General features: G+C 68.3%; 23 protein-coding genes. 11 read left to right on the top strand and 12 right to left on the bottom strand.

The window, feature by feature from the left end; translation table 11 throughout:
* Positions 1 to 60 precede the first annotated feature (60 nt).
* The 7 genes from ACFXQA_RS04640 (at position 61) to ACFXQA_RS04670 (ending at position 6,499) form a co-directional block, all read left to right on the top strand.
* On the top strand, positions 61 to 759 hold the full coding sequence (locus tag ACFXQA_RS04640) for a DUF1684 domain-containing protein (RefSeq protein WP_394518628.1): 699 nt from the start codon (positions 61 to 63) through the stop codon (positions 757 to 759).
* A gap of 31 nt (positions 760 to 790) precedes the next feature.
* Complete coding sequence (locus ACFXQA_RS04645; protein ID WP_394518629.1) at positions 791 to 2,284, top strand: ABC transporter substrate-binding protein; 1,494 nt, start codon at positions 791 to 793, stop codon at positions 2,282 to 2,284.
* A 96-nt stretch (positions 2,285 to 2,380) separates the two neighbouring features.
* On the top strand, positions 2,381 to 3,343 hold the full coding sequence (locus tag ACFXQA_RS04650; protein ID WP_394518631.1) for an ABC transporter permease: 963 nt from the start codon (positions 2,381 to 2,383) through the stop codon (positions 3,341 to 3,343).
* On the top strand, positions 3,340 to 4,218 hold the full coding sequence (locus tag ACFXQA_RS04655; RefSeq protein ID WP_394518632.1) for an ABC transporter permease: 879 nt from the start codon (positions 3,340 to 3,342) through the stop codon (positions 4,216 to 4,218). Before ACFXQA_RS04650 ends, ACFXQA_RS04655 begins: the two co-directional genes overlap by 4 nt.
* Positions 4,215 to 5,009 (top strand): ABC transporter ATP-binding protein, encoded by a 795-nt coding sequence (locus ACFXQA_RS04660; protein WP_394518633.1) that lies wholly within the window; start codon positions 4,215 to 4,217, stop codon positions 5,007 to 5,009. The genes ACFXQA_RS04655 and ACFXQA_RS04660 overlap by 4 nt, the downstream gene beginning before the upstream one ends.
* Entirely contained in the window at positions 5,006 to 5,761 is a 756-nt protein-coding gene (locus ACFXQA_RS04665; RefSeq protein ID WP_394518634.1) for an ABC transporter ATP-binding protein, read from the top strand. The genes ACFXQA_RS04660 and ACFXQA_RS04665 overlap by 4 nt, the downstream gene beginning before the upstream one ends.
* Before the next feature lie 105 nt (positions 5,762 to 5,866).
* Positions 5,867 to 6,499: a peptidylprolyl isomerase gene (locus ACFXQA_RS04670; protein WP_394518636.1), complete on the top strand. Its 633-nt coding sequence runs from the start codon at positions 5,867 to 5,869 to the stop codon at positions 6,497 to 6,499.
* Positions 6,500 to 6,554: 55 nt separating this feature from the next.
* On the opposite strand, the gene mmsB is transcribed toward ACFXQA_RS04670, so the two are convergent.
* From mmsB to chvE, 3 genes are all read right to left on the bottom strand, one after another.
* Positions 6,555 to 7,679 (bottom strand): multiple monosaccharide ABC transporter permease, encoded by a 1,125-nt coding sequence (gene mmsB / locus ACFXQA_RS04675; protein WP_394519075.1) that lies wholly within the window; start codon positions 7,677 to 7,679, stop codon positions 6,555 to 6,557.
* 77 nt (positions 7,680 to 7,756) lie between these two features.
* The gene (mmsA, locus tag ACFXQA_RS04680; RefSeq protein ID WP_394518637.1) at positions 7,757 to 9,301 is read right to left on the bottom strand and encodes a multiple monosaccharide ABC transporter ATP-binding protein; all 1,545 of its coding nucleotides are present in this window, start codon (positions 9,299 to 9,301) and stop codon (positions 7,757 to 7,759) included.
* A 68-nt stretch (positions 9,302 to 9,369) separates the two neighbouring features.
* Complete coding sequence (gene chvE / locus ACFXQA_RS04685; RefSeq protein ID WP_394518638.1) at positions 9,370 to 10,491, bottom strand: multiple monosaccharide ABC transporter substrate-binding protein; 1,122 nt, start codon at positions 10,489 to 10,491, stop codon at positions 9,370 to 9,372.
* A 365-nt stretch (positions 10,492 to 10,856) separates the two neighbouring features.
* Between chvE and argG the strand changes: the two genes are divergently transcribed.
* Positions 10,857 to 12,299 (top strand): argininosuccinate synthase, encoded by a 1,443-nt coding sequence (argG, locus tag ACFXQA_RS04690; protein ID WP_394518639.1) that lies wholly within the window; start codon positions 10,857 to 10,859, stop codon positions 12,297 to 12,299.
* A gap of 92 nt (positions 12,300 to 12,391) precedes the next feature.
* Here argG and ACFXQA_RS04695 read toward each other — a convergent pair whose 3' ends face one another.
* Together ACFXQA_RS04695 and ACFXQA_RS04700 are read right to left on the bottom strand one after the other, a co-directional pair.
* On the bottom strand, positions 12,392 to 12,820 hold the full coding sequence (locus tag ACFXQA_RS04695) for a hypothetical protein (RefSeq protein ID WP_394518640.1): 429 nt from the start codon (positions 12,818 to 12,820) through the stop codon (positions 12,392 to 12,394).
* Between the two features lie 190 nt (positions 12,821 to 13,010).
* A complete protein-coding gene (locus tag ACFXQA_RS04700) occupies positions 13,011 to 15,542 on the bottom strand; it encodes an Ig-like domain-containing protein (protein WP_394518641.1) in 2,532 nt (843 codons plus the stop codon).
* Positions 15,543 to 15,827: 285 nt separating this feature from the next.
* Between ACFXQA_RS04700 and ACFXQA_RS04705 the strand changes: the two genes are divergently transcribed.
* Genes ACFXQA_RS04705 through ACFXQA_RS04715 form a run of 3 tightly spaced genes read left to right on the top strand, consistent with a single transcriptional unit; the run spans position 15,828 to position 18,927 of the window.
* Positions 15,828 to 16,445, top strand: coding sequence for a TetR/AcrR family transcriptional regulator (locus ACFXQA_RS04705; protein WP_394518642.1), 618 nt, complete (start codon positions 15,828 to 15,830; stop codon positions 16,443 to 16,445).
* Positions 16,442 to 17,035 (top strand): hypothetical protein, encoded by a 594-nt coding sequence (locus tag ACFXQA_RS04710; RefSeq protein ID WP_394518643.1) that lies wholly within the window; start codon positions 16,442 to 16,444, stop codon positions 17,033 to 17,035. The genes ACFXQA_RS04705 and ACFXQA_RS04710 overlap by 4 nt, the downstream gene beginning before the upstream one ends.
* Positions 17,032 to 18,927 (top strand): YhgE/Pip family protein, encoded by a 1,896-nt coding sequence (locus ACFXQA_RS04715; protein WP_394518644.1) that lies wholly within the window; start codon positions 17,032 to 17,034, stop codon positions 18,925 to 18,927. The genes ACFXQA_RS04710 and ACFXQA_RS04715 overlap by 4 nt, the downstream gene beginning before the upstream one ends.
* Before the next feature lie 96 nt (positions 18,928 to 19,023).
* Here the strand turns inward: ACFXQA_RS04715 and mnhG are convergent, their stop codons facing one another.
* The 7 genes from mnhG to ACFXQA_RS04750 all read right to left on the bottom strand — a co-directional run bounded on the left by mnhG (position 19,024) and on the right by ACFXQA_RS04750 (position 26,498).
* Entirely contained in the window at positions 19,024 to 19,419 is a 396-nt protein-coding gene (mnhG, locus tag ACFXQA_RS04720) for a monovalent cation/H(+) antiporter subunit G (protein ID WP_394518645.1), read from the bottom strand.
* Entirely contained in the window at positions 19,416 to 19,685 is a 270-nt protein-coding gene (locus ACFXQA_RS04725) for an MrpF/PhaF family protein (protein WP_394518646.1), read from the bottom strand. The genes mnhG and ACFXQA_RS04725 overlap by 4 nt, the downstream gene beginning before the upstream one ends.
* Positions 19,682 to 20,263, bottom strand: coding sequence for a Na+/H+ antiporter subunit E (locus ACFXQA_RS04730; RefSeq protein ID WP_394519076.1), 582 nt, complete (start codon positions 20,261 to 20,263; stop codon positions 19,682 to 19,684). The genes ACFXQA_RS04725 and ACFXQA_RS04730 overlap by 4 nt, the downstream gene beginning before the upstream one ends.
* Positions 20,263 to 21,819 (bottom strand): Na+/H+ antiporter subunit D, encoded by a 1,557-nt coding sequence (locus ACFXQA_RS04735; protein WP_394518647.1) that lies wholly within the window; start codon positions 21,817 to 21,819, stop codon positions 20,263 to 20,265. Before ACFXQA_RS04735 ends, ACFXQA_RS04730 begins: the two co-directional genes overlap by 1 nt.
* On the bottom strand, positions 21,816 to 22,391 hold the full coding sequence (locus ACFXQA_RS04740; RefSeq protein WP_394518648.1) for a Na(+)/H(+) antiporter subunit C: 576 nt from the start codon (positions 22,389 to 22,391) through the stop codon (positions 21,816 to 21,818). The genes ACFXQA_RS04735 and ACFXQA_RS04740 overlap by 4 nt, the downstream gene beginning before the upstream one ends.
* Positions 22,388 to 25,327 (bottom strand): Na+/H+ antiporter subunit A, encoded by a 2,940-nt coding sequence (locus ACFXQA_RS04745; protein ID WP_394518649.1) that lies wholly within the window; start codon positions 25,325 to 25,327, stop codon positions 22,388 to 22,390. The genes ACFXQA_RS04740 and ACFXQA_RS04745 overlap by 4 nt, the downstream gene beginning before the upstream one ends.
* 100 nt (positions 25,328 to 25,427) lie before the next feature.
* Positions 25,428 to 26,498, bottom strand: coding sequence for a LacI family DNA-binding transcriptional regulator (locus tag ACFXQA_RS04750; protein ID WP_394518650.1), 1,071 nt, complete (start codon positions 26,496 to 26,498; stop codon positions 25,428 to 25,430).
* Between the last annotated feature and the right edge of the window lie 41 nt (positions 26,499 to 26,539).

The raw sequence follows: 26,539 nt of genomic DNA on the forward strand, positions 1-26,539 counted from the left end.
ATTGCTTCTCGTGACGACCGATTCGGTCTCCGCCTCCCCCCGATCGAGAATGTTCTCACCATGCCCACTCCCACCGACCACGATCTCTGGCACGCCGACCGAGAGCGATCCGTCGCCGCGGCGACCGGCAACCTCGCTCTGATCGAGACGCGGTGGACCGGCGAGCTCCCCGACATCGACGCCGCCCGGGCCGCAGCATCCGCCACCGTCGAGGTGACACCGATCGAGCGCACCGCCATCGACGGCGGGGGTGTCGAGCACGGTCTGCGGTTCTGGGACGCCGAGTCGCCCGCCATCCGTTCGTTCGAACGGATCGACACCTACCCCTACGACCCGGCGTGGGTGCTCGAGGGCCGCTTCACCGCGGTGGCAGAGGATCGCACCGTGCCGTTCGAGCACATCCGCGACAACGGCGGTACGCGCGACCTCGTCGTTCCCGGCGACATCTCGCTCACCCTCGACGGTCACGAGTACTCACTCGCCGCTTTCGACGACGGCGGCACCCTGCTGCTGGTTTTCGGCGATCAGACGAACGGCACCGAAACCTATGGCGCCGGGCGCTTTCTCTTCGTGCAGCACGATGAGAGCGACCCGCAGCGCGTCATCCTCGACTTCAACCGGGCTTTCGTGCCGCCCTGCGGCTTCTCGGCCCAGTACAACTGCCCCCTGCCTCCCGCCTCGAATCGGTTCCCCGACCCGATCCGAGCCGGAGAGAAGTCCGTCATCTTCCGCGACGGCTTCGACATCTACGCGGCCTGAGCCGCGCATCCACCGCACCTGGAGTAACCCCTTGAGAAAACCCCTCATCGCCGTGTCCGCCGCCGCAGCCCTCGCCCTCGTGCTCGCGGGCTGCGCATCGGGCGGAGACACCGCGGCCCCTGCCGACGACGCCACCATCGCGATCGGCTCGCTCTACGAACCCCAGAACCTGAGCAACACGCAGGGCGGCGGCCAGGGCGTCACCGAAGCCTTCAACGGCAACGTCTACGAAGGGCTCTACAAGCTCACCGACGACGGCGAGGTCGAGCCGCTGCTCGCCGAAGACGCGCAGGTGAGCGAAGACGGCCTCACCTACACGATCACGTTGCGCGAGGGCGTGACCTTCCACTCGGGCAAGGCGCTGACCTCGGCCGACGTCAAGGCCAGCGTCGAGGCGGTCACGGCCGAAGACTCGCAGTCGGCCCGCAAGTCGAGCTTCGCGACCATCGGCGAGATCGCGACCCCCGACGACCAGACCGTCGTCTTCACGCTGACGCAGCGTTCGATCTCGTTCCTCTACAACCTCAGCTACGTGTGGATCGTCAACGCCGAGGCGGGCGACCTCACCCAGTCCGAAGACGGCACCGGCCCGTACACGCTCGACGAGTGGAGGCAGGGCAGCACCCTGACCCTCACCCGCTGGGATGACTACTGGGGCGAGGCTGCCACGAACGGCGAAGTGGTCTTCACTTACTTCACCGACGCCACCGCAGAAGACAACGCACTCCTCACCGGCGAGATCGACCTCATCACCAGCGTGCAGAGCCCCGACTCGCTCACCCAGTTCGAGGGCAACGACGACTACGTCGTGAGCGAAGGCACCTCGACGACGAAAGAACTCCTCGCGTTCAACGACCGCGTCGCCCCCTTCGACAACACCTCGGTGCGCAAGGCCGTCTACTCCGCGATCGACACCGAGAAGCTCCTGACCTCGATCTGGGGCGACTACGGAACCCTCATCGGCTCGATGGTGCCCCCGACCGACCCGTGGTACGTCGACCTCACGCAGGTGAACCCCTACGACCCCGAACTGTCGCGTCAGCTCCTCACCGACGCCGGCTACCCCGACGGATTCACTTTCACGCTCGACACCCCGAGCTACGACCCGCACCCGGCCGTCGCCGAGTTCTTGCAGTCGCAGTTGGCCGAGGTCGGCATCACGGTCGAGATCAACACGATCAGCGCCGACGAGTGGTACACGAAGGTGTTCAAGGAGCGCGACTTCACCGCGACGCTCCAGGAGCACGTGAACGACCGCGACGTCGTCTGGTACGGCAACCCCGACTTCTACTGGGGCTACGACAACGCCGAGGTGCAGCAGTGGGTGTCGGAGGCAGAGCAGTCCGAGACCGTCGAGCAGCAGACCGAGCTGCTCACGCAGGTCAACGAGCAGATCGCCGAAGATGCGGCTAGCGTGTGGCTGTACCTCTACCCGCAGATCGTCGTCGCCTCCAGCGACCTCAGCGGCTACCCGGTCAACGGTCTGAATTCGCAGTTCTTCGCCTACGACATCGTGAAGGAATAGGCACCTGAAGTCGTAGTCACACCAGTCAGACGGCGGATGCTGCGGGCCGACCACGGTACGCAGCATCCGCCGCATCACTTCCCGTCTCGAGATCCGATGCTCACCTACGTACTCCGCCGCTCCGGGTTCCTCCTGGTGTCGCTGGTCGTCGCCATGGTCGTGATCTTCGTGCTGCTGCGCCTGCTGCCCGGCGACCCCGCGAACGCGTTGCTCTCGATCGACGCCACGCCCGAGCAGATCGAGGCGGCCCGTGCGCAGGTCGGATCCGACCAGCCGCTCTGGCAGCAGTTCACGACCTGGGCGGCGCAGTTGGTGCGCTTCGATCTCGGCGAGTCGTACATCAGTTCGCGGCCCGTCGGGCCCGAGATCTCTGCGCGGCTCGCGATCACGCTGCCGCTGACCCTGCTCGCCTTCGCGCTCGCGCTCGTCGTGTCTCTGGTGGTCGGCATCACGGCTGCGGTGAAGGCCGACCGCTGGTACGGGGTCGCCCTCAGCGGCTTCTCCCAGTTGGGGGTCGCGGTCCCCGTGTTCTGGGTCGGGGTCATCCTGGTGTGGATCTTCGCCCTCCAACTCGGGCTGCTGCCGTCGGGTGGGTTTCCTCGCGACGACTGGGAAGACCCGGCCGATGCCCTCCGTTCGCTCACGCTGCCCGTCATCACGGTCGCGATCGTGATGAGCGCATCGCTCAGCCGGTACGTGCGATCCGCGACGCTCGACGTGCTGGGGAGCGACTACCTCCGCACCGCACGCGCGGGCGGCGCCGGCATGACCGAGGCGTTGCTGCGCCACGGTGTGCGCAACGGCGCCGTGCCCGTCGTCGCCGTTCTCGGGGTCGAGCTGTCGACCACTCTTCTGGGCGCGGTCGTCGTCGAGAGCGTCTTCACGCTCCCCGGGCTGGGAAGCCTGCTTCTCACCGGCATCCAGCAGCACGACTACGCCAACATCCAGGGCGTGCTCGTCGTCAGCACCCTGTTTGTCCTCCTGGTCGGCTTCGCCGCAGACATCGCGCAGCGGTTGATAGATCCGCGCCTGCGCACGAGCGTCTCGGGCAACCGATGAGCGCGGCGCTGATGGACGGCACCGGAAAGCCGCTGATCGCGGAGGCTGCGCCCACCACCCCGCGGCGCCGTTCTCTCACGCTCGTGGTCGGCATCACCCTGACCGCGCTCGTGGTGCTGACCGCGGTGGTCTCGTTGGTGTGGCTGCCGTACCCGCTGAGCGACGTGAGCGGCGGACGGCTCGACGGGCCGAACCCGGCGCACCTCCTCGGCACCGACCGCCTCGGCCGCGACCTGCTCTCGCAGCTGATGGTCGGGGCGCGCATCGCCCTGTTGGTGGGCGCGGGCGCGGTGATTCTGGCGGCGATCCTCGGCACGCTGGTCGGGCTGGCGACGGCGCTCGCGCGTCCGTGGCTCGACGACACGCTCTCCTCGGCGCTCGACGTGGTCATCGCGTTCCCCGTGCTGCTCCTCGCGATGCTCGTGGTGGCCGTGCAGGGGGCATCGCTGTGGTCGGCCACCCTCGCGATCGGCCTCGCGATGTCGGCGGTCATCGCCCGCCTCACCCGCATCCTCGCCCGCCGCGTCCTGCAGGAGCAGTATGTGACCGCCGCCCGCACGAGCGGCACGCGGTTGCTCGGAATCGTCTGGCACCACGTGCTGCCGAACATCGCGCCCACCCTCGGGGTGAGCCTCGCGCTGCAGTTCGGTGTCGCGGTGCTCGCCGAGGCGAGCCTGTCGTACCTCGGCCTCGGCGCTCCGCCGCCGAACGCCTCGTGGGGGCGGATGCTGCAAGAAGCGCAGGGCACGGTACTCAACGCGCCCGTCGGGGCCATCGCACCGGGGCTCGCGATCGTGGCGCTCGTGCTCGGCGTCAACTTCCTGGCCGACGGTCTGCGCGACATCGCAGACCCGACGAGACGGCGCGCACGATGACCCTCCTCGCAGTGACCGACCTGACCGTGCGGGCGGATGCCGCGCCCCTCGTCGACGGCGTCTCGTTCTCGCTCGACGCGGGGGAACGCCTGGGATTGATCGGCGAGTCGGGGTCGGGGAAGTCGTTGACCTCGCTGGCGGCGGTGGGGCTGCTCCCCGCGTCGTTGCACGCCGCCGGATCGGTGCGCCTCGACGGCAACGAGGTCGTCGGTGCCCCCGACGCACGACTGCGGGCGCTCCGCGGTCCGGTGGCGCAGGTCGTGTTCCAAGAACCGCTCACGGCGCTCGATCCGCTGATGCGGGTCGGAAAGCAGATCTCCGAGCCCCTGCAGCGGCATCTGCACCTGCGGGGCGACGCGCTTCGCGAGGGCGTGCGCGCGGCTCTGACCGAGGTCGCGCTCACCGAGCCACGGATCGCGCGCGCCTACCCGCACGAGCTGTCGGGCGGTCAGCGCCAGCGGGTCGCGATCGCGATCGCCCTCGCCGCACGCCCGCGGCTTTTGATCGCCGACGAACCGACCACAGCCCTCGACGTCACCGTGCAAGACGCGGTGCTCACCCTCCTCGAGCGGCTCATCGCCGAGCGGGGGATGGCGCTCCTGTTCGTCAGCCACGATCTCGCGGTCGTCGCCCGCATGGTGGATCGGATCGTCGTGCTGCAACGCGGGGTCGCGGTCGAAGAAGGCCCGGTCGACCGCGTGCTGCGCGACCCGCAGCATCCGTACACCCGAGCACTCGTCGCCAGCGCCCGCGCGCTCGACGCCGCCCTCGACGCCGGAGGTGCCGAATGAGCGTCATCGAACTGCGTGAGGCCGGTTTCGCCTACGGGTCGCAGAGCGTGCTCGACGACGTGTCGATCGACGTCGGCGAGGGAGAGTCGGTGGGACTCGTCGGCGAGTCGGGAGCGGGCAAGTCGACGATCCTGCGCCTCATGCTGGGGCTCGCCGCCCCCCGCGACGGCGCCGTCCTGTTCGACGGTGCCCCCCTCGACATTCGGGATCGCGCGCTCATGCGGCGCTTTCGCGCGAGCGTGCAGCCGGTGTTCCAAGACCCGTATTCGTCGCTCGACCCGCGGCAGCGCATCGACCGCATCGTCGGCGAACCGCTGCGCTCGCTCGGCCTCGCCCGCGGCGCCGACGCCACGGCCCGTGTCGCCGAGGCCGTGACCGCGGTCGGCCTCGACGCCGACACCCTCACCCGGTACCCGCACGAGTTCTCGGGCGGACAACGCCAGCGCATCGCCATCGCCCGCGCGATCGTGTCGCGCCCGCGGGTGCTGCTCGCCGACGAGCCGGTCAGCGCCCTCGACGTCACCACGCGGGTGCAGGTCATCGAGCTGCTCGACCGCCTCCGCCGCGAGAACGGGCTCACCCTCGTCATGGTCTCGCACGACCTCAGCGCGGTGGCCTCGGTCTGCGGGCGCACCGTCGTCCTGCAGCACGGCCGTGTCGTCGAGGCGGGCCCCACCGCGCGCATCCTCACCGCGCCCGAAACGCCCTACGCCCGACAGCTCGTCGCCGCCGTGCCGCGACTCCCCCGCTGACACGCGATCCACCCGCGGTGAATCGTGCCGAACCGCCGCTGTTCGGGGCGGATTTCGACGATTGGACGCAACTCGCCGGTGGTGCGGTCGCTTTACGCTGAAGGTATGCGCATCCGTCACCTCGCCCCCGCCGCTCTCGCCCTGTTGCTCCTCACGGGGTGTTCGACCACCGCCCCCGCCGAGACGCCCGACGCCGCGGCGTGCTCGTACGTGAGCGACGGGCAGGCCGCGCGGGAGGCGGAGCTGCCCCCGACCGAACCCACCGGGGTCGGTGCCGTCACACTCGAGACCTCCGCAGGCGAGATCGCCGTATCCCTTGAGACCGAGCGCACCCCCTGCACCGTCGGAAGCTTCGTCTCGCTCGCCGAGCAGGGCTACTTCGACGAGACGCAGTGCCACCGTCTCACCACATCGGGCATCTACGTGCTGCAGTGCGGCGACCCCTCGGGCACGGGTACGGGCGGCCCCGGCTACAGCTTCGGCGACGAGGTCGACGGATCGGAGACCTACCCCGCGGGCACGGTAGCCATGGCCAACGCCGGCCCCGATACGAACGGCTCGCAGTTCTTCCTCGTCTACGAGGACTCGCAGCTGCCCCCGTCGTACACCGTCTTCGGACAGATGGATGATGCCGGCCTCGAGGTCGTTCGCGAGATCGCTGCGGTCGGCGCAGAGGGCGGCGCCGGCGACGGCGCGCCCGCGACCCCGGTGACCATCACCGGCGTCGCGATCGACTGACGGGGAACAACGAAGGGACGGCCGCGCGCGGCCGTCCCTTCGCTCTTCCTGGCTGTCAGCGCCCCGAGCGGCGCTTGCTGAGCACGTCGAAGGCGACCGCGAGCAGAAGCACGAGCCCCTTGATCACCTGCTGCCAGGCGGCGTCGACAGACAGGATCGACAGCCCCTGGTTGAGCACACCCATCACGAGGCCACCGATGACGGCACCGATGACGGTCCCGACACCGCCCTGCACGGCCGCGCCGCCGATGAAGACGGCGGCGATCGCGTCGAGTTCGAAGCTGCCGCCCGCCGAGGCGACGGCGCTGCCGGCACGCGCGGTGCTGACGACGCCCGCGAGACCGGCGAGAAGCCCCATGTTGACGAAGATGAAGAAGGTGACCCACTTCGTCTTGACGCCCGACATCTGGGCGGCGAAGAGGTTGCCACCCATCGCGTAGACGTGGCGACCGAAGACCGTGCGGCTGAGGATGAACGAGTAGACGAGGATCAGCGCGGCGAGGATGATCAGGATGACCGGCGTGCCGCGGTTGTAGGCGAGCAGGTAGGCGATGTACATGATCGCGGCAACCGCGATCCCCACCTTGATCCACGCCGAGAGCGCGCGCTCGCGCGGCAGCTCGAGTCGCCGGAGGGTCGCGCGGGTGCGCACCTGCTGCACGACCAACGCGAGGGCGGCGACTCCCGCGATCGCGAACGTGATCAGGTCGGGGGTGCCGGTGGTCGGGAGCGTCCCCGAGCCGATCGCGTTGAACTCCGGAGGAAGCCCGCTGATCGTGCCGCCGGTGAGGAGGACCAGCGCGAGTCCGCGGAAGACGAGCATGCCCGCGAGCGTCACGATGAACGCCGGTATGCCGACGAACGCGACCCAGAAGCCCTGCCATGCACCGATTGCGGCACCGGCGACGAGCGCGATCACGACCGCTGCCCACCAGGGGAGGCCCCACGACTGCATCGACAGCGCGGCGATCGCACCCACCACCGCCACGATCGACCCGACCGACAGGTCGATGTGACCGGCGATGATCACGATCACCATGCCGATCGCGAGGATCAGCACATAGGCGTTCTGCTGGATCAGGTTGCTGACGTTGCCGGGGTAGAGGAGGCGGCCGCCGGTCAGCACCTGGAACAGGATGATGATGATCGCGAGGGCTGCGAGGATCCCGTACTGGCGCATGTCGATCCGCAAGCGGCGGCGCGCCTTGCCGGGACGAATCGGTTCGGCAGGACGCGACTGCTCGGGGGCGGTGATGGTCACGGCGTTACTCCTTCGGGTCTACCTGCGGTCATATGACGCATGAGTTCTTCCTGCGTCGCGTCGGCACGAGCGATCTCGCCGGTGAGGCGGCCCTCGGCGATCGTGTAGATGCGGTCGGCGAGGCCGATGAGCTCGGGCAGCTCGGACGAGATCACGATGACCGCCTTTCCGGCCGCCGCGAGTTCGTTGATGATCCCGTAGATCTCGAACTTCGCCCCCACGTCGATCCCGCGCGTGGGTTCGTCGAGGATCAGCACGTCGGGACCGGAGTAGATCCACTTGCTGAGGACGACTTTCTGCTGGTTGCCGCCGGAGAGGAAGCCGGTGAGCGTCGACACCGACGGCGTCTTGATGTTCATCTGCTTGCGGTAATCCTCGGCCACCGCATACTCGCGATTGCGGTCGATCACACCCAGCCGCGCGAGCTTGCCGAGAGCTGCCGCCGAGACGTTCACCGTGATGCTGCCGATGAGGTTGAGGCCGTAGCGCTTGCGATCTTCCGTCGCGTAGGCGATGCCGTGGCGGATGGCTTCGTCGACGGTCTTCGTCGAGATCTCGACGCCGTCCTTGAAGACCTTGCCCGAGATGTCGCTGCCGTAAGAACGACCGAAGATGCTCATGGCGAGCTCGGTGCGCCCCGCGCCCATGAGTCCCGCGAAGCCGACGATCTCGCCGGCGCGCACCGAGAACGAGATGTCGTCGACGACCTTCCGTGCGGTGTCGACGGGATGGTAGGCGTTCCAGTGCTCGACGCGGAACTTCTCCTCGCCGAGGTCGGGTTCGCGGTGGGGGAACTGGCTGTCGAGCGACCGTCCGACCATGGCGCGGATGATGCGCGTCTCGATCTCGTGCGAGTCGTCGACCGGGAAGGCCTCGATCGTCGACCCGTCACGGATGACCGTGACGGTGTCGGCGATCGCCCGGATCTCCTTCAGCTTGTGCGAGATGATGATCGACGTGATGCCCTGACCGCGCAGGTGCTTGATGAGGTCGAGCAGGTGCGCCGAGTCGTCGTCGTTGAGGGCAGCGGTCGGTTCGTCGAGGATGAGCAGCTTCACCCGCTTCGACAGGGCCTTGGCGATCTCGACGAGCTGCTGCTTGCCGACGCCGAGCTCGAGCACCCTCGTCGCCGGATTCTCTTGAAGGCCGACGCGAGCGATGAGCTTGGACGCCTCCGCGTTCGTCTGGTTCCAATCGATGACGCCCGCGCGCGCGTTCTCGTTGCCGAGGAAGATGTTCTCGGCGATCGACAGGTACGGGCTGAGCGCGAGTTCTTGGTGGATGATGACGATGCCGTCGCGTTCGCTGTCGTTGATCGACTTGTAGGCGACCTCGTTGCCCTCGAAAGTGATGGTGCCGTCGAAAGACCCGTGCGGGTACACCCCGCTCAGCACCTTCATCAGGGTCGATTTACCCGCGCCGTTCTCGCCGCAGACGGCGTGGACCTCGCCGCGCTGCACCTCGAGGTCGACGCCGTTCAATGCCTTCACGCCGCTGAAGTCCTTCACGATGCCCCGCATCGTGAGTATGGCGTTGTTCATGCTGCCCCTTCGAGCGACGGGACCACGATCGGCGACGGCCGAGGCCGCCGCCGATCGTGGTCAGGTGATCAGAGTCCGACGTCAGACGCCGTGAGGAAGCCCGAGTCGATGAGAAGCGACTGGACGTCGTCCTTCACCACGACCTGGGGGTCGAGCAGGTACGCCGGGACGACCTTCACTCCGTTGTCGTACGTCTCGTCGTCGTTCGTTTCCGGCTCTTCGCCCGCCACGATCGACTGCACCATCATCTGAACCTGGTCGCCGAGCTCGCGCGTGTCCTTCCAGACCGTCATCGACTGCTGGTCTGCGAGGATCGCCTGGACGTTGGCCTTGTCGGCGTCCTGACCCGTGATGATCGGCCAGTCGGTCCCCGCGACGTAACCCGCCGAGAGCAGCGACTGCTCGATGCCGAGCGCCAGGCTGTCGTTCGGAGACAGGACGACCTGCACCTTCTGTCCACCGGTGTAGAACGACTGCAACCGGTTGTCCATCTCGGCCTGCGCGTCATCCGATCCCCAGCCGAGGATTCCGATCGACTTCCAGTCGTCGTTGGTCGCCGAGAGCTTGCCCGACGGGATGACCAGCTGACCGCTCTCCACGTAAGGAAGCAGAACGTCCCAGGCGCCCTGGAAGAAGAACCCGGCGTTGTTGTCGTCGGGGCTTCCTGCGAACGGCTCGAGGTTGAAGGGACCTTCGCCGTCGGCGAGGCCGAGCTGCTCCTCGATGTACTGACCCTGGAGGGTCCCGACCTGGTAGTTGTCGAAGGTCGCGTAGTAGTCGACCGCTTCGGTGCCGTTGATCAGACGGTCGTAGGCGATGACCTTGACTTCCTGCGAAGCCGCGTCTTCGAGCACGGGGCCGAGGGTCAGACCGTCGATCGCGGCGACCACGAGGATCTTCGCGCCGCCGGCGACCTGGTTCTGGATCTGGCTGATCTGCTGGTCGGTCTTGTTGTCGGCGTACTGGAGGTCGACCGTGCAGCCGTCTTCTTCGAGCTTGGTCTTGAGTCCCTCGCCATCGTTGATCCACCGCTCGAGGCTGCGGGTGGGCATCGAGATGCCCACGTTGCAGTCGGCGGCGCCTTCTTCTCCGCCCCCGCCCCCCGCGGTGCCCGCCGGGGCACACGCGGCGAGAGTGGCGACAAGGCCACCCACCGCGACGAGAGAGAGGAGTGTTCTGCCTTTGAACATGAAAGTCCTTCCAAGGAATACGGGTCCGCGTCGACCCACATCGCTCACCCCCGCTGGCGACTGTGCTTTGCGGGAGAGGAGACGTCGGTGTCTGTTTCCGTTAACGACGCTGTCTTTCGGATTGCTGCTGTGAACGCACCGCGGCCCCACCCACGGGACGTACGTTGCGCGCATCAACATACTCGGACTGCGCCCGATGAGTCACGAAAATCTTCGAATGAGAACGGTCACATTTTGGTATCGGCGTACGACCTCGGCGCGGTCGGGGCGCGACGCGGGAGCGCTCCCGCAGAGGCCCGGGACCCACCGCCGCCATGCCGCCGACGGAGACGGGGCGCGGCACCCACTCTCGATAGAATCGACGCATGTCGAAAGTCCTGCAATCCCTGCCCATCGGCGAGCGCGTCGGCATCGCCTTCTCGGGCGGACTCGACACGTCGGTCGCCGTCGCCTGGATGCGCGACAAGGGCGCCGTACCCTGCACCTACACCGGCGACCTCGGGCAACCCGACGAAGACGACATCGCGTCGATCCCCGGCCGTGCGCTCGAGTACGGCGCCGCAGTCGCCCGCCTCGTCGACGCCAAGACGGCCCTGGTCGAAGAAGGTTTCGCCGCCCTGTCGTGCGGCGCCTTCCACATCCGCTCGGGCGGACGCACCTATTTCAACACCACCCCGCTCGGCCGCGCCGTGACCGGCACGCTGCTCGTGCGCGCCATGAAAGACGATGGCGTCGACATCTGGGGCGACGGCTCGACCTACAAGGGCAACGACATCGAGCGGTTCTACCGCTACGGCCTGCTCGCCAACCCCGCGCTGCGCATCTACAAGCCGTGGCTCGACGCTGATTTCGTCACCGAGCTCGGCGGCCGCAAAGAGATGAGCGAGTGGCTCGTCGAGCATGGCTTCCCGTACCGCGACAGCGTCGAGAAGGCCTACTCGACCGACGCGAACATCTGGGGCGCGACGCACGAGGCCAAGACACTCGAGCACCTCGAGGTGTCGCTCGAGACCGTCGAACCGATCATGGGCGTGCGCTTCTGGGACCCCTCGGTCGAGATCGCGACCGAAGACGTCACGGTGACGTTCGACCGCGGTCGCCCGGTCGCCCTCAACGGCGTCGAGTTCGCCGACCCGGTCGCCCTCGTCTTCGAGGCGAACCGCATCGGGGGTCGCCACGGCCTGGGCATGAGCGATCAGATCGAGAACCGCATCATCGAGGCCAAGTCGCGCGGCATCTACGAGGCGCCCGGCATGGCGCTGCTGTTCATCGCATACGAGCGCCTGGTCAACAGCATCCTGAACGAAGACACCCTCGCCACGTACCACGAGCAGGGACGCCGGCTCGGGCGACTCATGTACGAGGGCCGCTGGCTCGAGCCGCAGTCACTGATGCTGCGCGAGTCGATCCAGAAGTGGGTCGGGTCGACCATCACCGGCGAGGTGGCGTTGCGTCTGCGTCGCGGCGAGGATTACACGATCCTCGACACGACCGCCCCGACCATGTCGTACGGTCCCGAGAAGCTCTCGATGGAGCGCGTCGGCGACGCCGCCTTCGGGCCGATCGATCGCATCGGCCAGCTCACGATGCGCAACCTCGACATCGCCGACTCGCGCACGCGCCTCGAGCAGTACGCCGGGCTGGGGCTCCTCGGGGGTCCGACGGCCGAACTCGTCGGCAGCGTGACCGCGGGCGGCGCCGACGGCATCACCGAACCTGCCCTCCGCCCCGATGCCGCGCACGAGCGCCTGAAAGAGGCGACGGATGCTGCGGGCGAAGCCGCCGCGTTCGACTCCGGCACCGACTGACCACTGTCACGACGACGAGAGCGCCGCATCCCTGAGGGGGTGCGGCGCTCTCGTCGTAGGCGGATGCCTGCCCGGAACCGGGTCAGGCGGTGTCAGCCGTCGCTGCCGAAGTCATCCTGGAAGAAGATGTTGCCGGTGGTCGAGATGTGCACCGTCTTGTCGCGGAGCAGCAGGTCGGTCAGCTCTTCGACCGACTTGCCGTTGCGATTCGCGACGACGTCGATCCTGTCGCCGAGGGCATCGATCGCGGCCTGGCCGCTCATCGCCTCGGGCAAGACGCTGGACGGGAAAGAAGATGGCGTGGTCACGGTGCTCTCCGGTTCAGGGGTGGGCTGCTCTATGGGCGTCGCTTCGCCGTCGGAGGATGACGTCGGCGAGACCTCGGACGACGGCGTTGCGGAGTCGTTCGCGGAGAGATTCACCACCCCCACGATGACCAGGGCGACGATCGCGACGGCGAGGGCGCCGGCGGTGATGACGGCCGCCCGCGGGAAGCCTCTGCGTTCGATGTTCTCGGCCATTTTGCCCTCCAGCTTCGGACTGCCTGATGTCTGACGGTGTCACGCCGGTTGCGGCAGACACTATGCCCCGTTCCTGAACAACACCTCCGGCGACCGCGTGCTGCGGCCGGAAATGCACGTGGGGCGGAAACCACTTTCGTGATTCCCGCCCCACGTCGGTTAGACCACTCTCATGGCCTCACCGTGGTATTCAGCTCTGCAGCGACAGCTTGTTACGGCGACGGAGAGCGAACGCCGTCATGAAGACGCCGCCCATCAGGAGCCCGGCAGCCATGAGGGCGAACGGGGCGCCGGCGAAGTCGCTACCGGTTGCCGCGAGGGTACCGTCATCGCCCGGGTTCTCGTTGCCGGTGGGGGCAGCGGGAAGGACCGAGAACGCGATGGGACCGGTGACGGCGGACGTCACACCGTTGATGGTCTGGACAGCGGCGACGGTGTAGGCGCCGGCGGCGAACTCGTTGCCGAGAATCAGCTCCCACGTTCCCGCGTCGGTGACCAGTGCCTGGCCGGTGGTGGCGTTGCCGCTCGCATCGGTGACGGTGACGGTCACGGTTGCTCCGGCGATACCGGTGCCCGAGATCGTCGGGGTGACGTCTGCGGTCGTGGTGCCGGCAGCCGGGCTGGAGATGACCGGCGCGTCGACCGGAGCGGTCACCGTGACGGAGTCGCTGCCCGCGAGGTCGAGACCGTCGACGCTCTGCGTGGCCACGATCTCGGTGTTGCCGTAAGCGTTGGCCGTGATCGTCGCCTCCCAGTCGCCCTGGTCATCAGCGGTGGTGGTGACGCTCTGTCCGCCGAAGGTGAGCGTGACAGTTACGCCGGGCGTTGCGGTACCGGTGACGGCGACGTCAGAGCCGCCGACGACCTCGGTGCCCTCGGTCGGAGTCTCGATGACGATTTCCTCAGCGACGAACTCGACGGCCGCACCCGAGAGGGTGTAGTTGCCGAGGCTGCCGTAGTCGGTGTACCCGTTGGCGTTCTCGGGGGTGGCGGTGGTGGGGTCACCCTCGCCGACGCCGTCGACGATCAGGTAGAAGGCACCGGTGTCGACTCCACCCGGAGCCGTGACCGTGGCGTTCAGGCCGGCGGCCGTCGTGTCCGAGGCGCGCGTCGTGACCGGCGCGCTCTCGTCGATGACGGTGCCCTCCGAGTCGACCAGCGTGAGCTTCGTGTCGAGGTTCGGCGAGATGTCGGCGACGTCGACCGTGGCCGTGAACGGACCCTCGGCGGCGACGATGGCGTACACGTCGACGTCGGCGGTGGTCTCGATGACGCCCGCGATGCTGAAGGTGCCGGTGGTGTTCTCGAGCGTGGTCGCTTCAGCCGGCGTGTTGCCAACCTGGTCGGCCGCGAAGTCGGCACGGTCGGTGTACGAGAAGATGAGCGTCAGCTGCGTGCCGGCGGGGTCGCACTGGTTCTGCGCGTTGGGCACGATGAACTGGTCGCCGGGCTGCGGGTTGTTCGGGTCGGCGTCGCCGACCGGGCAAACCGGTCCGGTGTAGGGCTGTCCGTCGGGTGTCGTGGCGCCCGTGAAGATCGCCGAGACAGCCGATCGGTCGGTGATGACCGAAAGGTCGTCCTCGAGCTCGGTCGCGCCGGCGTAGCCGCCGTTGGACCACTGGGTGACCGGCACCTCGAAGGATGCGCCCATGATCGGGGCCCACACGCCTTCGGTCGGGTAGTAGTACTCACCCGTCGTGGATCCCTCGATGCCGTCGTGCATCAGGCCGAAGTTGTGACCCGACTCGTGCGACGCGGTGTCACCGACGGTCTTCGAGGTCGCCTGCGCGCCACCGAGGCCCTCGGTGAACACGAAGGCACCGCTCAGGAACTCGGATCCGGCGCCGCCGCCCCACGCGACACCAGAGCTGTTGGCTGCCTGGGGCAGCACGTCGGTGTAGGAGTCGGTGACGATGACGTGTGAGCCGTACGTGTTGTCGTCGGCCGCCGTCTTGTAGAGCGCTTCGTCGCTCGGGCGCGTCGTGGTGACGTTGACGTTGAACGGCGCGTAGTCCTCGGCGACGACGGCCCAGACACGCTCGCGGAAGGCGGCGTTCGCCGAGGCGGCCGGCTCGAAGGTGAGCGTCTCTTCGTCGTTCTCGGCGTTCCAGTTGGTCCCCTCGAGGACCTCACCGTCGAAGTCGAGGTAGACCGTCACCGGCGCACCGGGACGTGAACCGGCGGCCGCGTCACCCGGGATCGCACCTTCGAGAACCTCGGCGGCGCGGCGTTCGGCGCTGGACGATCCGCTCGTCTTGGCGTCGTCGATGTGGAGGACGAAGCCGTTCTCCGAGATCTCGATGGCGCCGGACTTCTCGAGCTGCTTCAGCTCGCCGACCGAGTTGCCGGAGAAAGCCGCGGCGAGCTCGTACTTGTCGGACCCTGCGTTGAACTCGGCTGCTTCGGGGAAGGTCTCGACAGTCTCGGCGGTCGCTTCAGCAGACGGAGTGACCGAAGGCGTGGCAGCCTCGGCGGTCGGCTCGGCGGAAGGCGCGACCGTGGCGGCGGCCGACTCGGCCGTCGCTCCAGCGATGGCCTCGACAGCTTCGGTCGTCAACTCGACCGAAGGAGCGGCCGTGGGGGCGGCCGTGGGGGCCACGACGTCGGTGGTCGATTCGCTCGTCACGGCGAGGGCGGGAGAGACCGCGCCGGCAAGAGCCAGCGAAAGCCCGAGAACGGCGGTCGTGCACACCGTCGCGGTGCGTCTGGTGAAAGGCGTCATCGTATCTTTCTGTATCTGTGGGAAGTGGATCGTCGGGTTACGGGGTGATTGCATAGTTGAACTGTGCGTTTCCTATGCGTATACCCAGCGGTCGGTCTTACTTTAGTCATCAACACGCCGAAAGCGAAGCTTTTGGACACGTAATCTAAATTTGCGACCGTTCAGATGTTGCGCGTGGTCCAGAACATGCGCGACCGTAACGCATTTCGGTCTCACACCGCCAGCATCCGTGGCACTGGTTTATAACTTGCACCATGATGTGCAGTTTCGTGGCAGAATCGCCTGATGCCGACTTCTTCACCTGTGCGCCGTCCGCGCCGTGACGCCCGAGAGAACCGCGCCGGAATCCTCGCAGCGGCCGCAGACGAGATAGCCCGCGACCCCCACGCCTCGCTCGACGTCATCGCCCGGGCCGCCGGACTCTCCCGCCGCGCTCTGTACGGACACTTCGACGACCGCGACGCTCTGGTGTCCGAGGTGCTGGTCGCCGGTGCCGCGCGGTTCAACGCGATCGCCGCCCGCGTCTCCGACACCGACCCCCGTCGGGCTCTCGCTCGCCTCACCGCCGGTCTCTGGCAGGAGGCCTCGCACGTGCGTGCCTCGGCAGCCATCGCGCTCGACGAGACCCACGTCGGTGGCACCGCGGCGGCCCTCGCGCCGTTGCGGCACCGCATCGCCGAGATCGTCGACCACGGCCAGGCGTCGGGGGTGCTGCGCACAGACATCCCCGGGCCCGAACTCGCCGAGCTCATCGAGTACACCGGCCGCTCGATCGTGGCTCGCATGGGCGCACACCCCGAGGCCACGGCCGAGGTGGCCGTCAAAGCGGTTCTCGGCATCGCCGGGCTCTCGTGGCGCGAAACCGTCGCGCTGCTGGCCGAGCTGCCGGAGGCGGGCGAATGAGGATCGAGCTGCGCGACGTGAGCAAGGGGCGCGCGGAGCGCGCGCTCCCCGAGACCGCGCTCACCTACGAGACGGGCCGAGCGACCCTCGCGGCCGCCGAGACCGAGCAACGCCCCACCGTGCTCGGGCTGCTCGCGTCGGGGCGCATGCGCGCCGACAGCGGCGAGGTGCTGCTCGACGGCAAGAAGAACGCGGCGGGCATCCGGCGGCGGGTCGCGCTGGTCGATGCGCTCGGCGTCTCGGACCCCGAGGCGGCGGTCACGGTCGCCGGGGTCGTCGCCGAGGAGCTGATGTTCGCGGGCGCCTCGCCGAACCCGTTCGCCGCGCGCCGGTGGCTCGACGGGCTCGGTCTCGGCGACCTCGCCGGTACCCCGATCGGCAACATCGAGCCGGCGGCACGCCTGCGCATCCTGCTCGAGCTGGCCGCGCTGCGAAAAGGCATCGAGGGTCTCGTGCTGACCTCACCCGATCGGCACGGCGGCGAGCCCCAGAACTGGTGGCGGCTCGCGAAAGAGTTTGCCGAACGCGGCTACGCCGTGCTCGTGATCGCGGGGCGCGCCTCGCAGTCGGTACTGGAGGAAGAACGATGAAGGTTCCGCAGATGATCGCGGCAGAGCTGCGGCGGCTCACCTCTACTCGCATGTCGCTGATCGCCCTGGTGGCGCTGCTCTGCGTGCCGATCGTCTACGGCGGTCTCTACCTCTGGGCGAACCAAGACCCTTACGGCAACCTGTCGCGGGTGCCCGTCGCCCTCGTCGTCGACGACACCGGCGCGAACCTCAACGGGCAAGACCGCAACTTCGGCGACGAGGTCGCCGATGAACTGCTCGGCGGCGACACCTTCGAGTGGCACCAGGTGGGTTCCGATGCAGCATCCGCGGGTCTCGAGAACGGCGACTTCGACTTCGTCGTCGAACTGCCGTCGGACTTCTCCGCCTCGATCGCGTCGATCTCGACCGACGAGCCCCGCCAGGCCGACATCATTCTGCGCACCAACGACGCCAACAACTACCTCGCCTCGACGATCGGCACGCAGGCCGTGGCCCGCATCCAGTCGACGGTGGCCGCGAAGGTCGTCGATCAGGGTGGGCTGACGCTGCTCAACGCCCTCGCGACGATCCGCGTGAAGCTGACGGATGCAGCGACCGGGGCTCAGCAGCTCGTCGACGGTCTGGGCACCGCCCGAGACGGATCGACCAGCCTCGCCGACGGCGCGGGGCAGTTGGCGACCGGCACCGCGCAGCTGCGCGACGGCGCCGTCACGCTCCGAGACGGGGCCGCGGCGCTCGACGACGGTGCGGCGAAGGTCAGCTCGGGTGCGCAACAGGTCGCGACCGGCACCCAGCAGGTCGACGCGATCGCCGATCGGGTGGGCGCAGCATCCACCGAAGCCACCTCCCTCCTCCCGACCGTGCGCGCCGACATCTCACGAAGGCTGACCGATGCGGGGGTCGCCCCGGAGAAGATCACCGAGGTGCTCGCAACCCTCGACCCCGTCGCGGAGCGACTCTCGACCACCAACGCGCGCGTACAGACGGCCGTCGGTCAGATCGATCAACTCGCCGCCGGTGCGCAACAGGTCTCCACCGGCGCGCAACAGGTCTCGGACGGAGCCGGACAACTGGCCTCGGGTTCGGCCACCCTCGCCGACGGCGCCGCCACCGCCGCCGACGGTGCGGCGAGATTGCGCGACGGGGCCGGCTCGCTCGACAGCGGCATCGCCCAGCTGGCCGACGGCGCGACGCAACTGCAGTCGGGGCTGGCCGATGGGGTGAACCAGATTCCCGACACCGACGACGCCACCCGGGCGAGCCAAGCCTCGACGCTCTCCGACCCGGTGTCCGTCACCTCCAGTGCGCTGACCCAGGCGCAGAACTACGGCGCAGGACTCGCCCCGTTCTTCGCGGCACTCGCGGCGTGGATCGGCATCTACGCGCTGTTCCTCATCGTGAAACCGGTTTCGCGTCGCGCGGTGACCGCGCTGAACTCCCCCGTCCGCGTCGCCTTCGCCGGCTGGTTGACCCCGGCCCTCCTCGGCGGGGTGCAGATGCTCGGGCTTTTCGGGGTGCTCGCCTTCGCCCTCGGATTCTCGTTCGCGAACCCCCTCGCCACCCTCGGGATCCTCCTGCTCGGCACAGCGACCTACGCCGCCATCGTGCTGGCGCTGAACGTGTGGCTGGGTTCGGTCGGACAGTTCCTGGGCCTCGTGCTCATGGTGCTGCAGCTCGTGACGGCCGGCGGCACCTTCCCGTGGCAGACGCTTCCGGCGCCCCTCGCGGCGCTGCACCACGTGCTGCCGATGGGCTACGTCGTCGACGCGATGCGCCAGGTCATGTACGGCGGCGACCTCGATCGGGTCTGGCTCGACCTGGCCGTGCTCGGAGCCTGGCTCGTCGGCGCCGGCATCGCGGCGGCGATCGGGGTGGGTCGCATGACCCGCTTCCGCACGCTGCGCGATCTTCAGCCGAGCGTCATCGGCTGAAGATCAGCGGCTCGGTACGCGAGCGAAGGAGATGAACCGGGCGTAGGCCGTCTGCGCACGGATCGTCCTCCGTCGGCGTCTTCTCCGACGTTCGGGTCAGCCGGCGGCGGGCGGAGTCTCGCGCGAGGCGCGGAGCTCATCGGTGTACAGCGAAGCCCGATCGAGCGTGCCGTTGCGATACGCCTGTCGGCCCACCATGTGCGCCGACAGCGGCGCCGTCGCGAGCTGGATGAGGACGATCGGCACGATGAAGGCCACCACCTCCCACGAGCGCAGCGACAGGGCGACCGCGAGACAGATGACGATCAGTCCCAGCACCTGGGGCTTCGTCGCCGCGTGGAGGCGGCTGGGCACGTCGCGAAAGCGCAGCAGGCCGATCGCCGCGGTCAGGCACAGCACGGCACCGATGAGGATCAGCACGAGGGCGGTGGTGTCGAGCACCGCGTCGAGCGGCGACACGGTCGCTTCGATGGGGGCGGATGCGAGGATCACTGGTCTGCGTTGTCCTTCCGCGCGACGAAGCGTGCGATCGAGATCGAGCCGAAGACGCCCACCGCCGCGATGATCAACAGCACCGGCAGCGTGCGGGTGTGCTGGTTGATGGCCATTTCGGCCCCCAGCACGCACATGACCTCGGTGAGCAGGACATCGGATGCCACGGCGCGATCGAGGATCGACGGACCGACGACGATCCGCCACAGGGTGAGGATGGCGGCGACCGCGAAGACGACGAAGATGACGAGCAGCAGAACGTTCATGACGGTGTCGCCCCCTGGCGCGGCGTGCCGACGACGGCCTCGTCGACGATCGCGAGCTGACTGCGGGAGCCGGCGGCGCGGACGATGCGCGCCTCCCAGCCGAGGACCGCCCGTCGCTGTGCTTCGACGTCGTCGTCGCTGTCGATTCCGATGACGTGCAGGTAGAGAATGCGGCGATCTCGGTCGGCCTCGACGATGAGCGAACCCGGAATGAGCGATGCCGTCACGGCGGTGTGGGTCATGATGAGGTCGTCGTCGGTCCGCAGCTGCACGGCGATCACGGCACTGCTGGGCTGTCGACGGAAGTCGAGCACCTGCCAGGCCACCAGGAGCGAACCGCGGACGAGGGCGGCGAAGAACGTCACGACGAAAACGAGGCCGTACCAGAGGTTCAGTCGGCCCGAAAGCTGCACCGGCGGAAGCCGGAACACACGCGTGACGATCACCGCGGCGATCAGCCCCGTGAGAAATGCGACGACCGTGAACTGGCCCCACAGCAGCATCCACAACGCCACGAGCCACGCGAAGAACGGCAGCTGGCGCCACACCTGGTGGAACGCGTCTTTTTTCTCGCGCATCACGGAGTCGCCTCCTGCTCGAGCTGCACGACCGACACCGGGTCGAGGAGCGTCTCACCGATCCGGGCGCAGACCTCGTAGAGGGGGCCGGCGAAGATCGTGAGGGCGACGGTCACCACGACCATGCCGGCGGTCGCCGCCGTCATGATGCGAGGAATCGCGCGGCGCTCGGTCTTGACCTCGGCCTCGGGCGAGTCGCCGAGGTACGAGATGCGGTCATCGGTCTCGGCCGAATCTTCTTCTTCTCGCCAGAACGCGAGGTTCCACGCGCGCATGAGGGCGTAGAGCGTGAGGAGCGACGTGACGATGCCGCCGACGATCAGCACCATCATGATCGGGGTGCCGACCTCGGCCGCCGCGTCGAACAGCGCGAACTTGCCGATGAAGCCCGAGAACGGAGGAAGCCCGCCCAGGTTGATCGCCGGGAGGAAATAAAGCACGGCGATCACGGGCGCGGCGCGCATCAGTCCGCGCACGCGCAGCACCGACGTGCTGCCCGCCCGACGCTCGATGAGACCGATCGCGAGGAACAGGGTGGTCTGCACGACGATGTGGTGGACGATGTAGTAGATCGTCGCGCCGATCGCGGCCGGGGTCGCGATCGCCAACCCGAAGATCATGTAGCCGATGTGGCTCACCAGGGTGAACGACAGGATGCGTTTGAGCTCGGCCTGCGCCACGGCACCGAGAACCCCGACGATCATCGTCGCCAGTGCCACGATCAAGAGCAGCAGGTTGATGTCGTTCTCGCGGAAGATCTCGGTCTCGGTGCGGATGAGCGCGTAGACACCGACCTTCGTCAGGAGCCCTGCGAACACCGCCGTGACCGGCGCCGGAGCCGTCGGGTACGAGTCGGGCAGCCAGAACGACAGCGGGAACACGGCGGCCTTGATGCCGAACGCCACGACGAGCATGAGGTGCAGCACCAGCTGCGTCTCTTGCGGCAGTTCGGTCATGCGCTCCGACAGTTGCGCCATGTTCACGGTGCCGAGGGCGCCGTAGATCGCCGCGATCGCCGCGAGGAAGAGGATCGACGAGACGAGCGACACGACGATGTACACGACGCCCGTGCGGATGCGGTTCTCGGTGCCGCCGAGCGTGATGAGCACGTACGAGGCGACGAGCAGGATCTCGAAACCGACGTAGAGGTTGAACAGGTCGCCCGCGATGAACGCCGTGAAGATCCCCGCGGCGAGGATCAGATACGACGGGTGGAAGATCGACACGGGGGTGTCTTCGTCGCCGTCCTCCGCACCCTGGCCCACCGAGAACAGCAGCACCGAGAGCAGCACGACGCTCGAGACGAGCACCAGGAGGGCTGCGAGCCGGTCGACGTAGAGGACGATGCCGAAGGGCACGGGCCACCCGCCGACCGACACCGCGATCGGGGTGTTCGAGACGTCGACGTAGACCAGCAGCACCGCCGCGATGACCATGGTGAGGGTCAGCGTGGCGATCGAGACCGTGACCTGGGTGCGCCGATGGCGGCCCGCGATCAGGGCGATGGCCGCACCGAGGAGCGGCAGGGTGACCAGGAGCGGGACGAGGGAACTCATCGGTCGTCCTCGCTCTCTCGGTCATCGGGTGGGCTGTCGGATGCTGTCGGACTGCCGGTGGGGGCGGGGCGGTCCGACGGGGCGTCGTCGCGGAGCTTCGTATAGTCCCGGTTGCCCAGAAGACGCAGCGGCGAGCTGGCCATGCCGACGAAGTCGGTGGTGGCGTCGTCGTCCTCGTCACCGACCTCGACGTCCATGACCCCGTCGTCCTGCGCCGTTCGTGCCCGCATCGCGACGTCTTCCGCGTCGTCTTCGACCGTGTCGGCCTGGCCGAGTTGCCACGACCGGTAGATCAGGGCGAGGAGGAAGGCCGAGACGGCGAACGTGATGACGATGGCCGTCAGCGTCAGGGCCTGCGGGAGCGGATCGGAGTAGTCGTCGGGCGTCGACGCATCACCGAAGAACGGGGCGACCCCCGGGTCGCCCATGACGATGAGGAGGAGGAGGTTCGCGGCGTTGCCGAGCAGCAGGAACCCGATCAGCACGCGGGTCAGGCTTCGTTCGAGCATCGCGTAGACGCCGCAGGCGAAGAGCACCGCCATGACGATGATGAGGACGAGGGAGACGTTCACGGGGCGATGACCCCCTGTGCGCGCATCTCTTGCGTCTGACGGTCGACCTCGGCGCCGAGGCTGCGCAGCACGTCGAGCACGAGGCCGATCACGACGAGATACACGCCGATGTCGAAGATCGTCGAGGTCACGAACTCCACGTGCCCGAGCACGGGGATGTCGGCTTCGAAGAAGGTGCTCGTCAGCGGGGCCTCGCCGAACAGCAGCGGCACCAGGGCGCAGCCGACCGCGAGCGCCATCCCCACGCCGAGCAGTCGGCCGGGGTCTGCGGGGGCCGCGGCTCCCAGCTCGTAGCGACCGCCCGCGACGTAACGCATGACTAGCGCCATGCCCGCCACCAGTCCACCCGCGAAGCCGCCGCCGGGCAGGTTGTGTCCGGCGAAGAGCAGGTAGAGCGACACGATGATGATCGTGTGGAAGAGCACGCGCACGACCACCTCGAGGATGATCGACCGGTTCTCGGGGCGCACCCGTTGGCCCGCGAACAGCCAGGCCTGCGGACTGTCGCTGGTGTCGTCGGTGCGCGCGCGCACGCCCTCCGTCGTCTCGACGAGAGCCCCGCGGCCGCGCTTGTGCAGCCGCGGCAGTCGCGTGGTCAGCTTCGAAAGGGTGTCGGAGCGATGGGTGACGAAGACGAGCGAGGCCACGCCCGTCGCCGCGAGGACCAGCACCGACAGCTCGCCCATCGTGTCCCACCCGCGCAGGTCGACCAGGGCGACGTTGACGACGTTCTTCCCGTGCCCGATCTCGTAGGCGAGCATCGGGAAGCTGTCGGAGATCGGCCGCACCTGACGCGCTCCGGTCGCGACGATGGCGACCACGGCCATGGTCGCGCCCACTCCGATGGCGAGCACCGCTCGGGCCAGCGGCCAGACCGAGGCGTTGTGGTCGCCCATCCGCGCCGGGATGCGTCGCAGCACGAGGGCGAAGGCGATGAGAGTCACGGTCTCGACGAGGATCTGGGTGAGTGCGAGGTCGGGGGCGCCGCTCGTGGCGAACAGCACCACCATGCCGAGGCCCGTGACCGAGACCAGCACGACACCGGTGTACCGCTTGCGTGCGTTGACGGCGAGCACGCCGGCGGCGATCATCACGGGGGCGACAGCGAGCTGCGCGGGCGTCTGCCAGGCGTCGAGCTTCGCCTGCCACGTCGGGTTCGACAGCAGCACCGTGCCCTCTGCCACGACGAACACGAGGAAGATCATCCCGACGTAGACGGGCAGCGATCCGCGCTGGGTCAGGCTCGTGACGAACACCGAGGCGCGTGCAATGAAGCGCAGCACCGCGTTGTAGACGTCGACGGCGGTGAAGGGCAGTACGCGGCGGGCCGTGGCGGGGGTGGCGCTCCGCGTGAACCAGAACAGGACCAGGCCGATCGCGAGCGTCGCCAACGAGATCCACAGGGCGGGCTCGAAACCGTGCCAGAGCGCGAGGTGCGGTGCGCTTTCGGGCTCGGCCAAACCCGGGCTCGCCGCGGCGGCCGTCATCGCGTAGGGCTGCAGCACGACGTCGAGGAGCGACGCCCCGAAGCCACCGGCGACGGTGAGCACCGACAGCGCGACCGGTGCGGACAAGAATCCGATCGGCGGATCCGGCCACTCGGTGCGTTCCCTGGCCTGCCCGTCGGCGTCCTTCTTCGTGCCGAAGGCCCCCCAGAGGAATCGCGCCCCGTAGGCGGCGGTCAGGATCGAACCGAGTGAGACCCCGATGAGAGCCACGAGACCCCAGGCCTCGCCGTGCACCGCTTCTTCGATGAAGGCGGTCAGCGCGCCCTCTTTGGCGACGAACCCCAGGGTGGGGATGATGCCCACCATCGAGGCCACCGCGATCGTCGATGCGATCGTGATGACGGGGGCTTGACGCGCCACCCCGCTGAGTTCCCTGATGTCACGGGTCGACAGCTGACGGTCGATCACACCGACGACGAGGAAGAGGCACGACTTGAAGAGCGCGTGGCCGATGAGCAACGCGAGTCCGGCAAGTGCGGCCTCGCGCGTGCCGTACCCGAGCACCACCGTGAGGAACCCGAGCTGCGACACCGTTCCGAAGGCGAGGATGCGCTTGAGGTCGGTCTCGCGGAGGGCCTGGAGACCACCGAGCAGCATCGTGAAGATACCCAGCGCGAGCAGAATCGGCCGCCAGCCCGGGGCGAACGCGAAGACCGGCGCAAGACGGGCGATGAGGTAGATCCCGGCCTTGACCATCGCCGCGGCGTGCAGGTACGCGCTGACGGGGGTGGGAGCGGCCATCGCCCCCGGAAGCCAGAAATGGAAGGGGAAGATCGCCGACTTGCTGAGCGCACCCACCAGCAGCATCACGAGCGCGGCATCGACGATCGGGCCGGTCGGGGCCAGCGCGAGGATCGCCGAGATGCTCGACGTGCCCGACTCGACCACCAGCAGCACCACGCCGATGAGCATGACGAGACCGCCGAGCGAGGTGACGAGCAGCGCTTGGAGCGCTGCGCGACGGCTCGCACCGCGGCGGTGGTAATAGCCGATCAGCAGGTACGACAGGATGCTGGTGACTTCCCAGAACATGACCAGCACGACGAGGTCGTCGGTCAGCACCAGCCCGTACATCGCGCCGGCGAAAGCGAGCAGCACCGCCGAGAACTGGCCGAGCCCCTCGTCTTTCCCGCGGAAGTACCACCGGCAATAGAGAAGCACGAGCGCCCCGACGCCGGTGACGACGAGGGCCATGACCCAGCCCAGGGTGTCCATGCGCATCGACAGGGCGATCCCGAGAGGCGGTATCCAGTCGTATGCCTCGAAAGGAATCTGGCCGTTCAACACCGACGACGTCGACAGAGCAGTGTGGATGAACGCGACGATCGGAAGGAGCGCCGCCACGTAGAACGCCCGGGCTCCCAGACGCGCAACGAGCCAGGGAAGAAGAAGAGGAACCACGGCGAACGCGGCGAGGAGTACCAACATGCGGCCTCCTCGGGGGTCGACGGGCGGTTGCCCGGGCGCTCGGGGTGTCGGGTCTATTCTACCCGCCGCATCCGTACCCGGCGCCCGGGCGGTGGCGAGGTCAGTGCGAACGGGTGACGGGCGCCGTCGTATTGCCGGCGCGGAAGACGCAGGTGAAGCGCAACGACGCCGCCTCGCGACCCTCGAGCATCGCGGCCACAGCGTCTCCTGCCGCGCGCCCCTTCTCGGTCGAGGGCTGAACCAGCGTCGTCAGGGCGTAGGGCGCGAGCCCGTCGACGACGACGCCGTCGAACCCGGTGACGCTCACGTCTTCGGGGACGCGAAGGCCCGCTTCTTCGGCCGCGCGGATGACCCCCGTGGCGAGCAGATCGCTCTGCGCGATGACGGCCGTCGGATGGTCGGCGGCGGCGAAGATCGCGCGCCCGGCGGCGAACCCCTCGTCGATCGAGCTCGCGGCGGCGGCGTACGCCGGCGCTTCGGGATAGACGTCGCGCGCCCCGGCCAGCCGGTCGCGGGTCACATCGACCCGAATGCGCTGTTCCTCGGCAGCATCCAGCCATCCGCGAGCGCGATCCGGCCCGCTCGGAAGAGTCACGATCGAAACGCGGCGATGCCCGAGGGTGGCGAGGTGGCTCGCGGCCTGCCGTTGCGCCTCGCGGTTGTCGAGCCTGATCTGCGGCACCCCTTCGCCGGCATCGCCCTCGATGACGACCACGGGGATGTTGCGGGCGCGCATGACGTCGAGCGACTCGCGCATGACGGTGCTGCAGCCGATCAGCACGGCGGCGTCGATCGGGGCGGTCATCAGGGTCGGCTGCGCATCGGAGTCGCCGGCGGCGGTCGCCGAGTTGTCGCGCAGCAGCAGCACGCCCGCTCCGAGCTCGGCCACTCCCTCGGTGAGCCCGTCCATCATGAGCGTCATCACCGGATCGAGGAACGCTGCACCGAGCGGGCTGTCGAAGACCACGCCGACGATGCCCGACTTTCCCCGCCGCAGCGACGCCGCGCGCGGGTCGGGACCGGTGTACCCGAGCGAACCGGCCGCGGCGAGCACCCGCTGGCGGGTCGCATCCGAGACCGGCGTGCGCCCGCTGAAGACGACCGACGCGGTCGACGGCGAGACACCCGCTTCGCGGGCGACGTCGGCGATAGTGGCTCGGCGAGCGCTCATGAAGCGATGCTACCCCCGGGCGTGACATTCATCGAATCGAT

It is taken from the genome of Microbacterium shimangi, assembly GCF_043556445.1.
In the GTDB taxonomy this organism is placed as follows: domain Bacteria; phylum Actinomycetota; class Actinomycetes; order Actinomycetales; family Microbacteriaceae; genus Microbacterium.

What these genes read in the sequence shown, in the direction of transcription:
- ACFXQA_RS04650 (WP_394518631.1), top strand. Translation starts at nt 2,381, where the DNA reads ATGCTCACCTACGTACTCCGCCGCTCCGGGTTCCTCCTGGTGTCGCTG.
- ACFXQA_RS04665 (WP_394518634.1), top strand. Translation starts at nt 5,006, where the DNA reads ATGAGCGTCATCGAACTGCGTGAGGCCGGTTTCGCCTACGGGTCGCAG.
- ACFXQA_RS04750 (WP_394518650.1), bottom strand. Translation starts at nt 26,498, where the DNA reads ATGAGCGCTCGCCGAGCCACTATCGCCGACGTCGCCCGCGAAGCGGGT.
- argG (WP_394518639.1), top strand. Translation starts at nt 10,857, where the DNA reads ATGTCGAAAGTCCTGCAATCCCTGCCCATCGGCGAGCGCGTCGGCATC.
- ACFXQA_RS04705 (WP_394518642.1), top strand. Translation starts at nt 15,828, where the DNA reads ATGCCGACTTCTTCACCTGTGCGCCGTCCGCGCCGTGACGCCCGAGAG.
- ACFXQA_RS04710 (WP_394518643.1), top strand. Translation starts at nt 16,442, where the DNA reads ATGAGGATCGAGCTGCGCGACGTGAGCAAGGGGCGCGCGGAGCGCGCG.
- ACFXQA_RS04725 (WP_394518646.1), bottom strand. Translation starts at nt 19,685, where the DNA reads ATGAACGTTCTGCTGCTCGTCATCTTCGTCGTCTTCGCGGTCGCCGCC.
- ACFXQA_RS04640 (WP_394518628.1), top strand. Translation starts at nt 61, where the DNA reads ATGCCCACTCCCACCGACCACGATCTCTGGCACGCCGACCGAGAGCGA.
- ACFXQA_RS04730 (WP_394519076.1), bottom strand. Translation starts at nt 20,263, where the DNA reads ATGCGCGAGAAAAAAGACGCGTTCCACCAGGTGTGGCGCCAGCTGCCG.
- ACFXQA_RS04715 (WP_394518644.1), top strand. Translation starts at nt 17,032, where the DNA reads ATGAAGGTTCCGCAGATGATCGCGGCAGAGCTGCGGCGGCTCACCTCT.
- mmsA (WP_394518637.1), bottom strand. Translation starts at nt 9,301, where the DNA reads ATGAACAACGCCATACTCACGATGCGGGGCATCGTGAAGGACTTCAGC.
- ACFXQA_RS04700 (WP_394518641.1), bottom strand. Translation starts at nt 15,542, where the DNA reads ATGACGCCTTTCACCAGACGCACCGCGACGGTGTGCACGACCGCCGTT.
- ACFXQA_RS04745 (WP_394518649.1), bottom strand. Translation starts at nt 25,327, where the DNA reads ATGTTGGTACTCCTCGCCGCGTTCGCCGTGGTTCCTCTTCTTCTTCCC.
- ACFXQA_RS04655 (WP_394518632.1), top strand. Translation starts at nt 3,340, where the DNA reads ATGAGCGCGGCGCTGATGGACGGCACCGGAAAGCCGCTGATCGCGGAG.
- ACFXQA_RS04695 (WP_394518640.1), bottom strand. Translation starts at nt 12,820, where the DNA reads ATGGCCGAGAACATCGAACGCAGAGGCTTCCCGCGGGCGGCCGTCATC.
- chvE (WP_394518638.1), bottom strand. Translation starts at nt 10,491, where the DNA reads ATGTTCAAAGGCAGAACACTCCTCTCTCTCGTCGCGGTGGGTGGCCTT.
- ACFXQA_RS04735 (WP_394518647.1), bottom strand. Translation starts at nt 21,819, where the DNA reads ATGAGTTCCCTCGTCCCGCTCCTGGTCACCCTGCCGCTCCTCGGTGCG.
- ACFXQA_RS04660 (WP_394518633.1), top strand. Translation starts at nt 4,215, where the DNA reads ATGACCCTCCTCGCAGTGACCGACCTGACCGTGCGGGCGGATGCCGCG.
- mmsB (WP_394519075.1), bottom strand. Translation starts at nt 7,679, where the DNA reads ATGCGCCAGTACGGGATCCTCGCAGCCCTCGCGATCATCATCATCCTG.
- ACFXQA_RS04670 (WP_394518636.1), top strand. Translation starts at nt 5,867, where the DNA reads ATGCGCATCCGTCACCTCGCCCCCGCCGCTCTCGCCCTGTTGCTCCTC.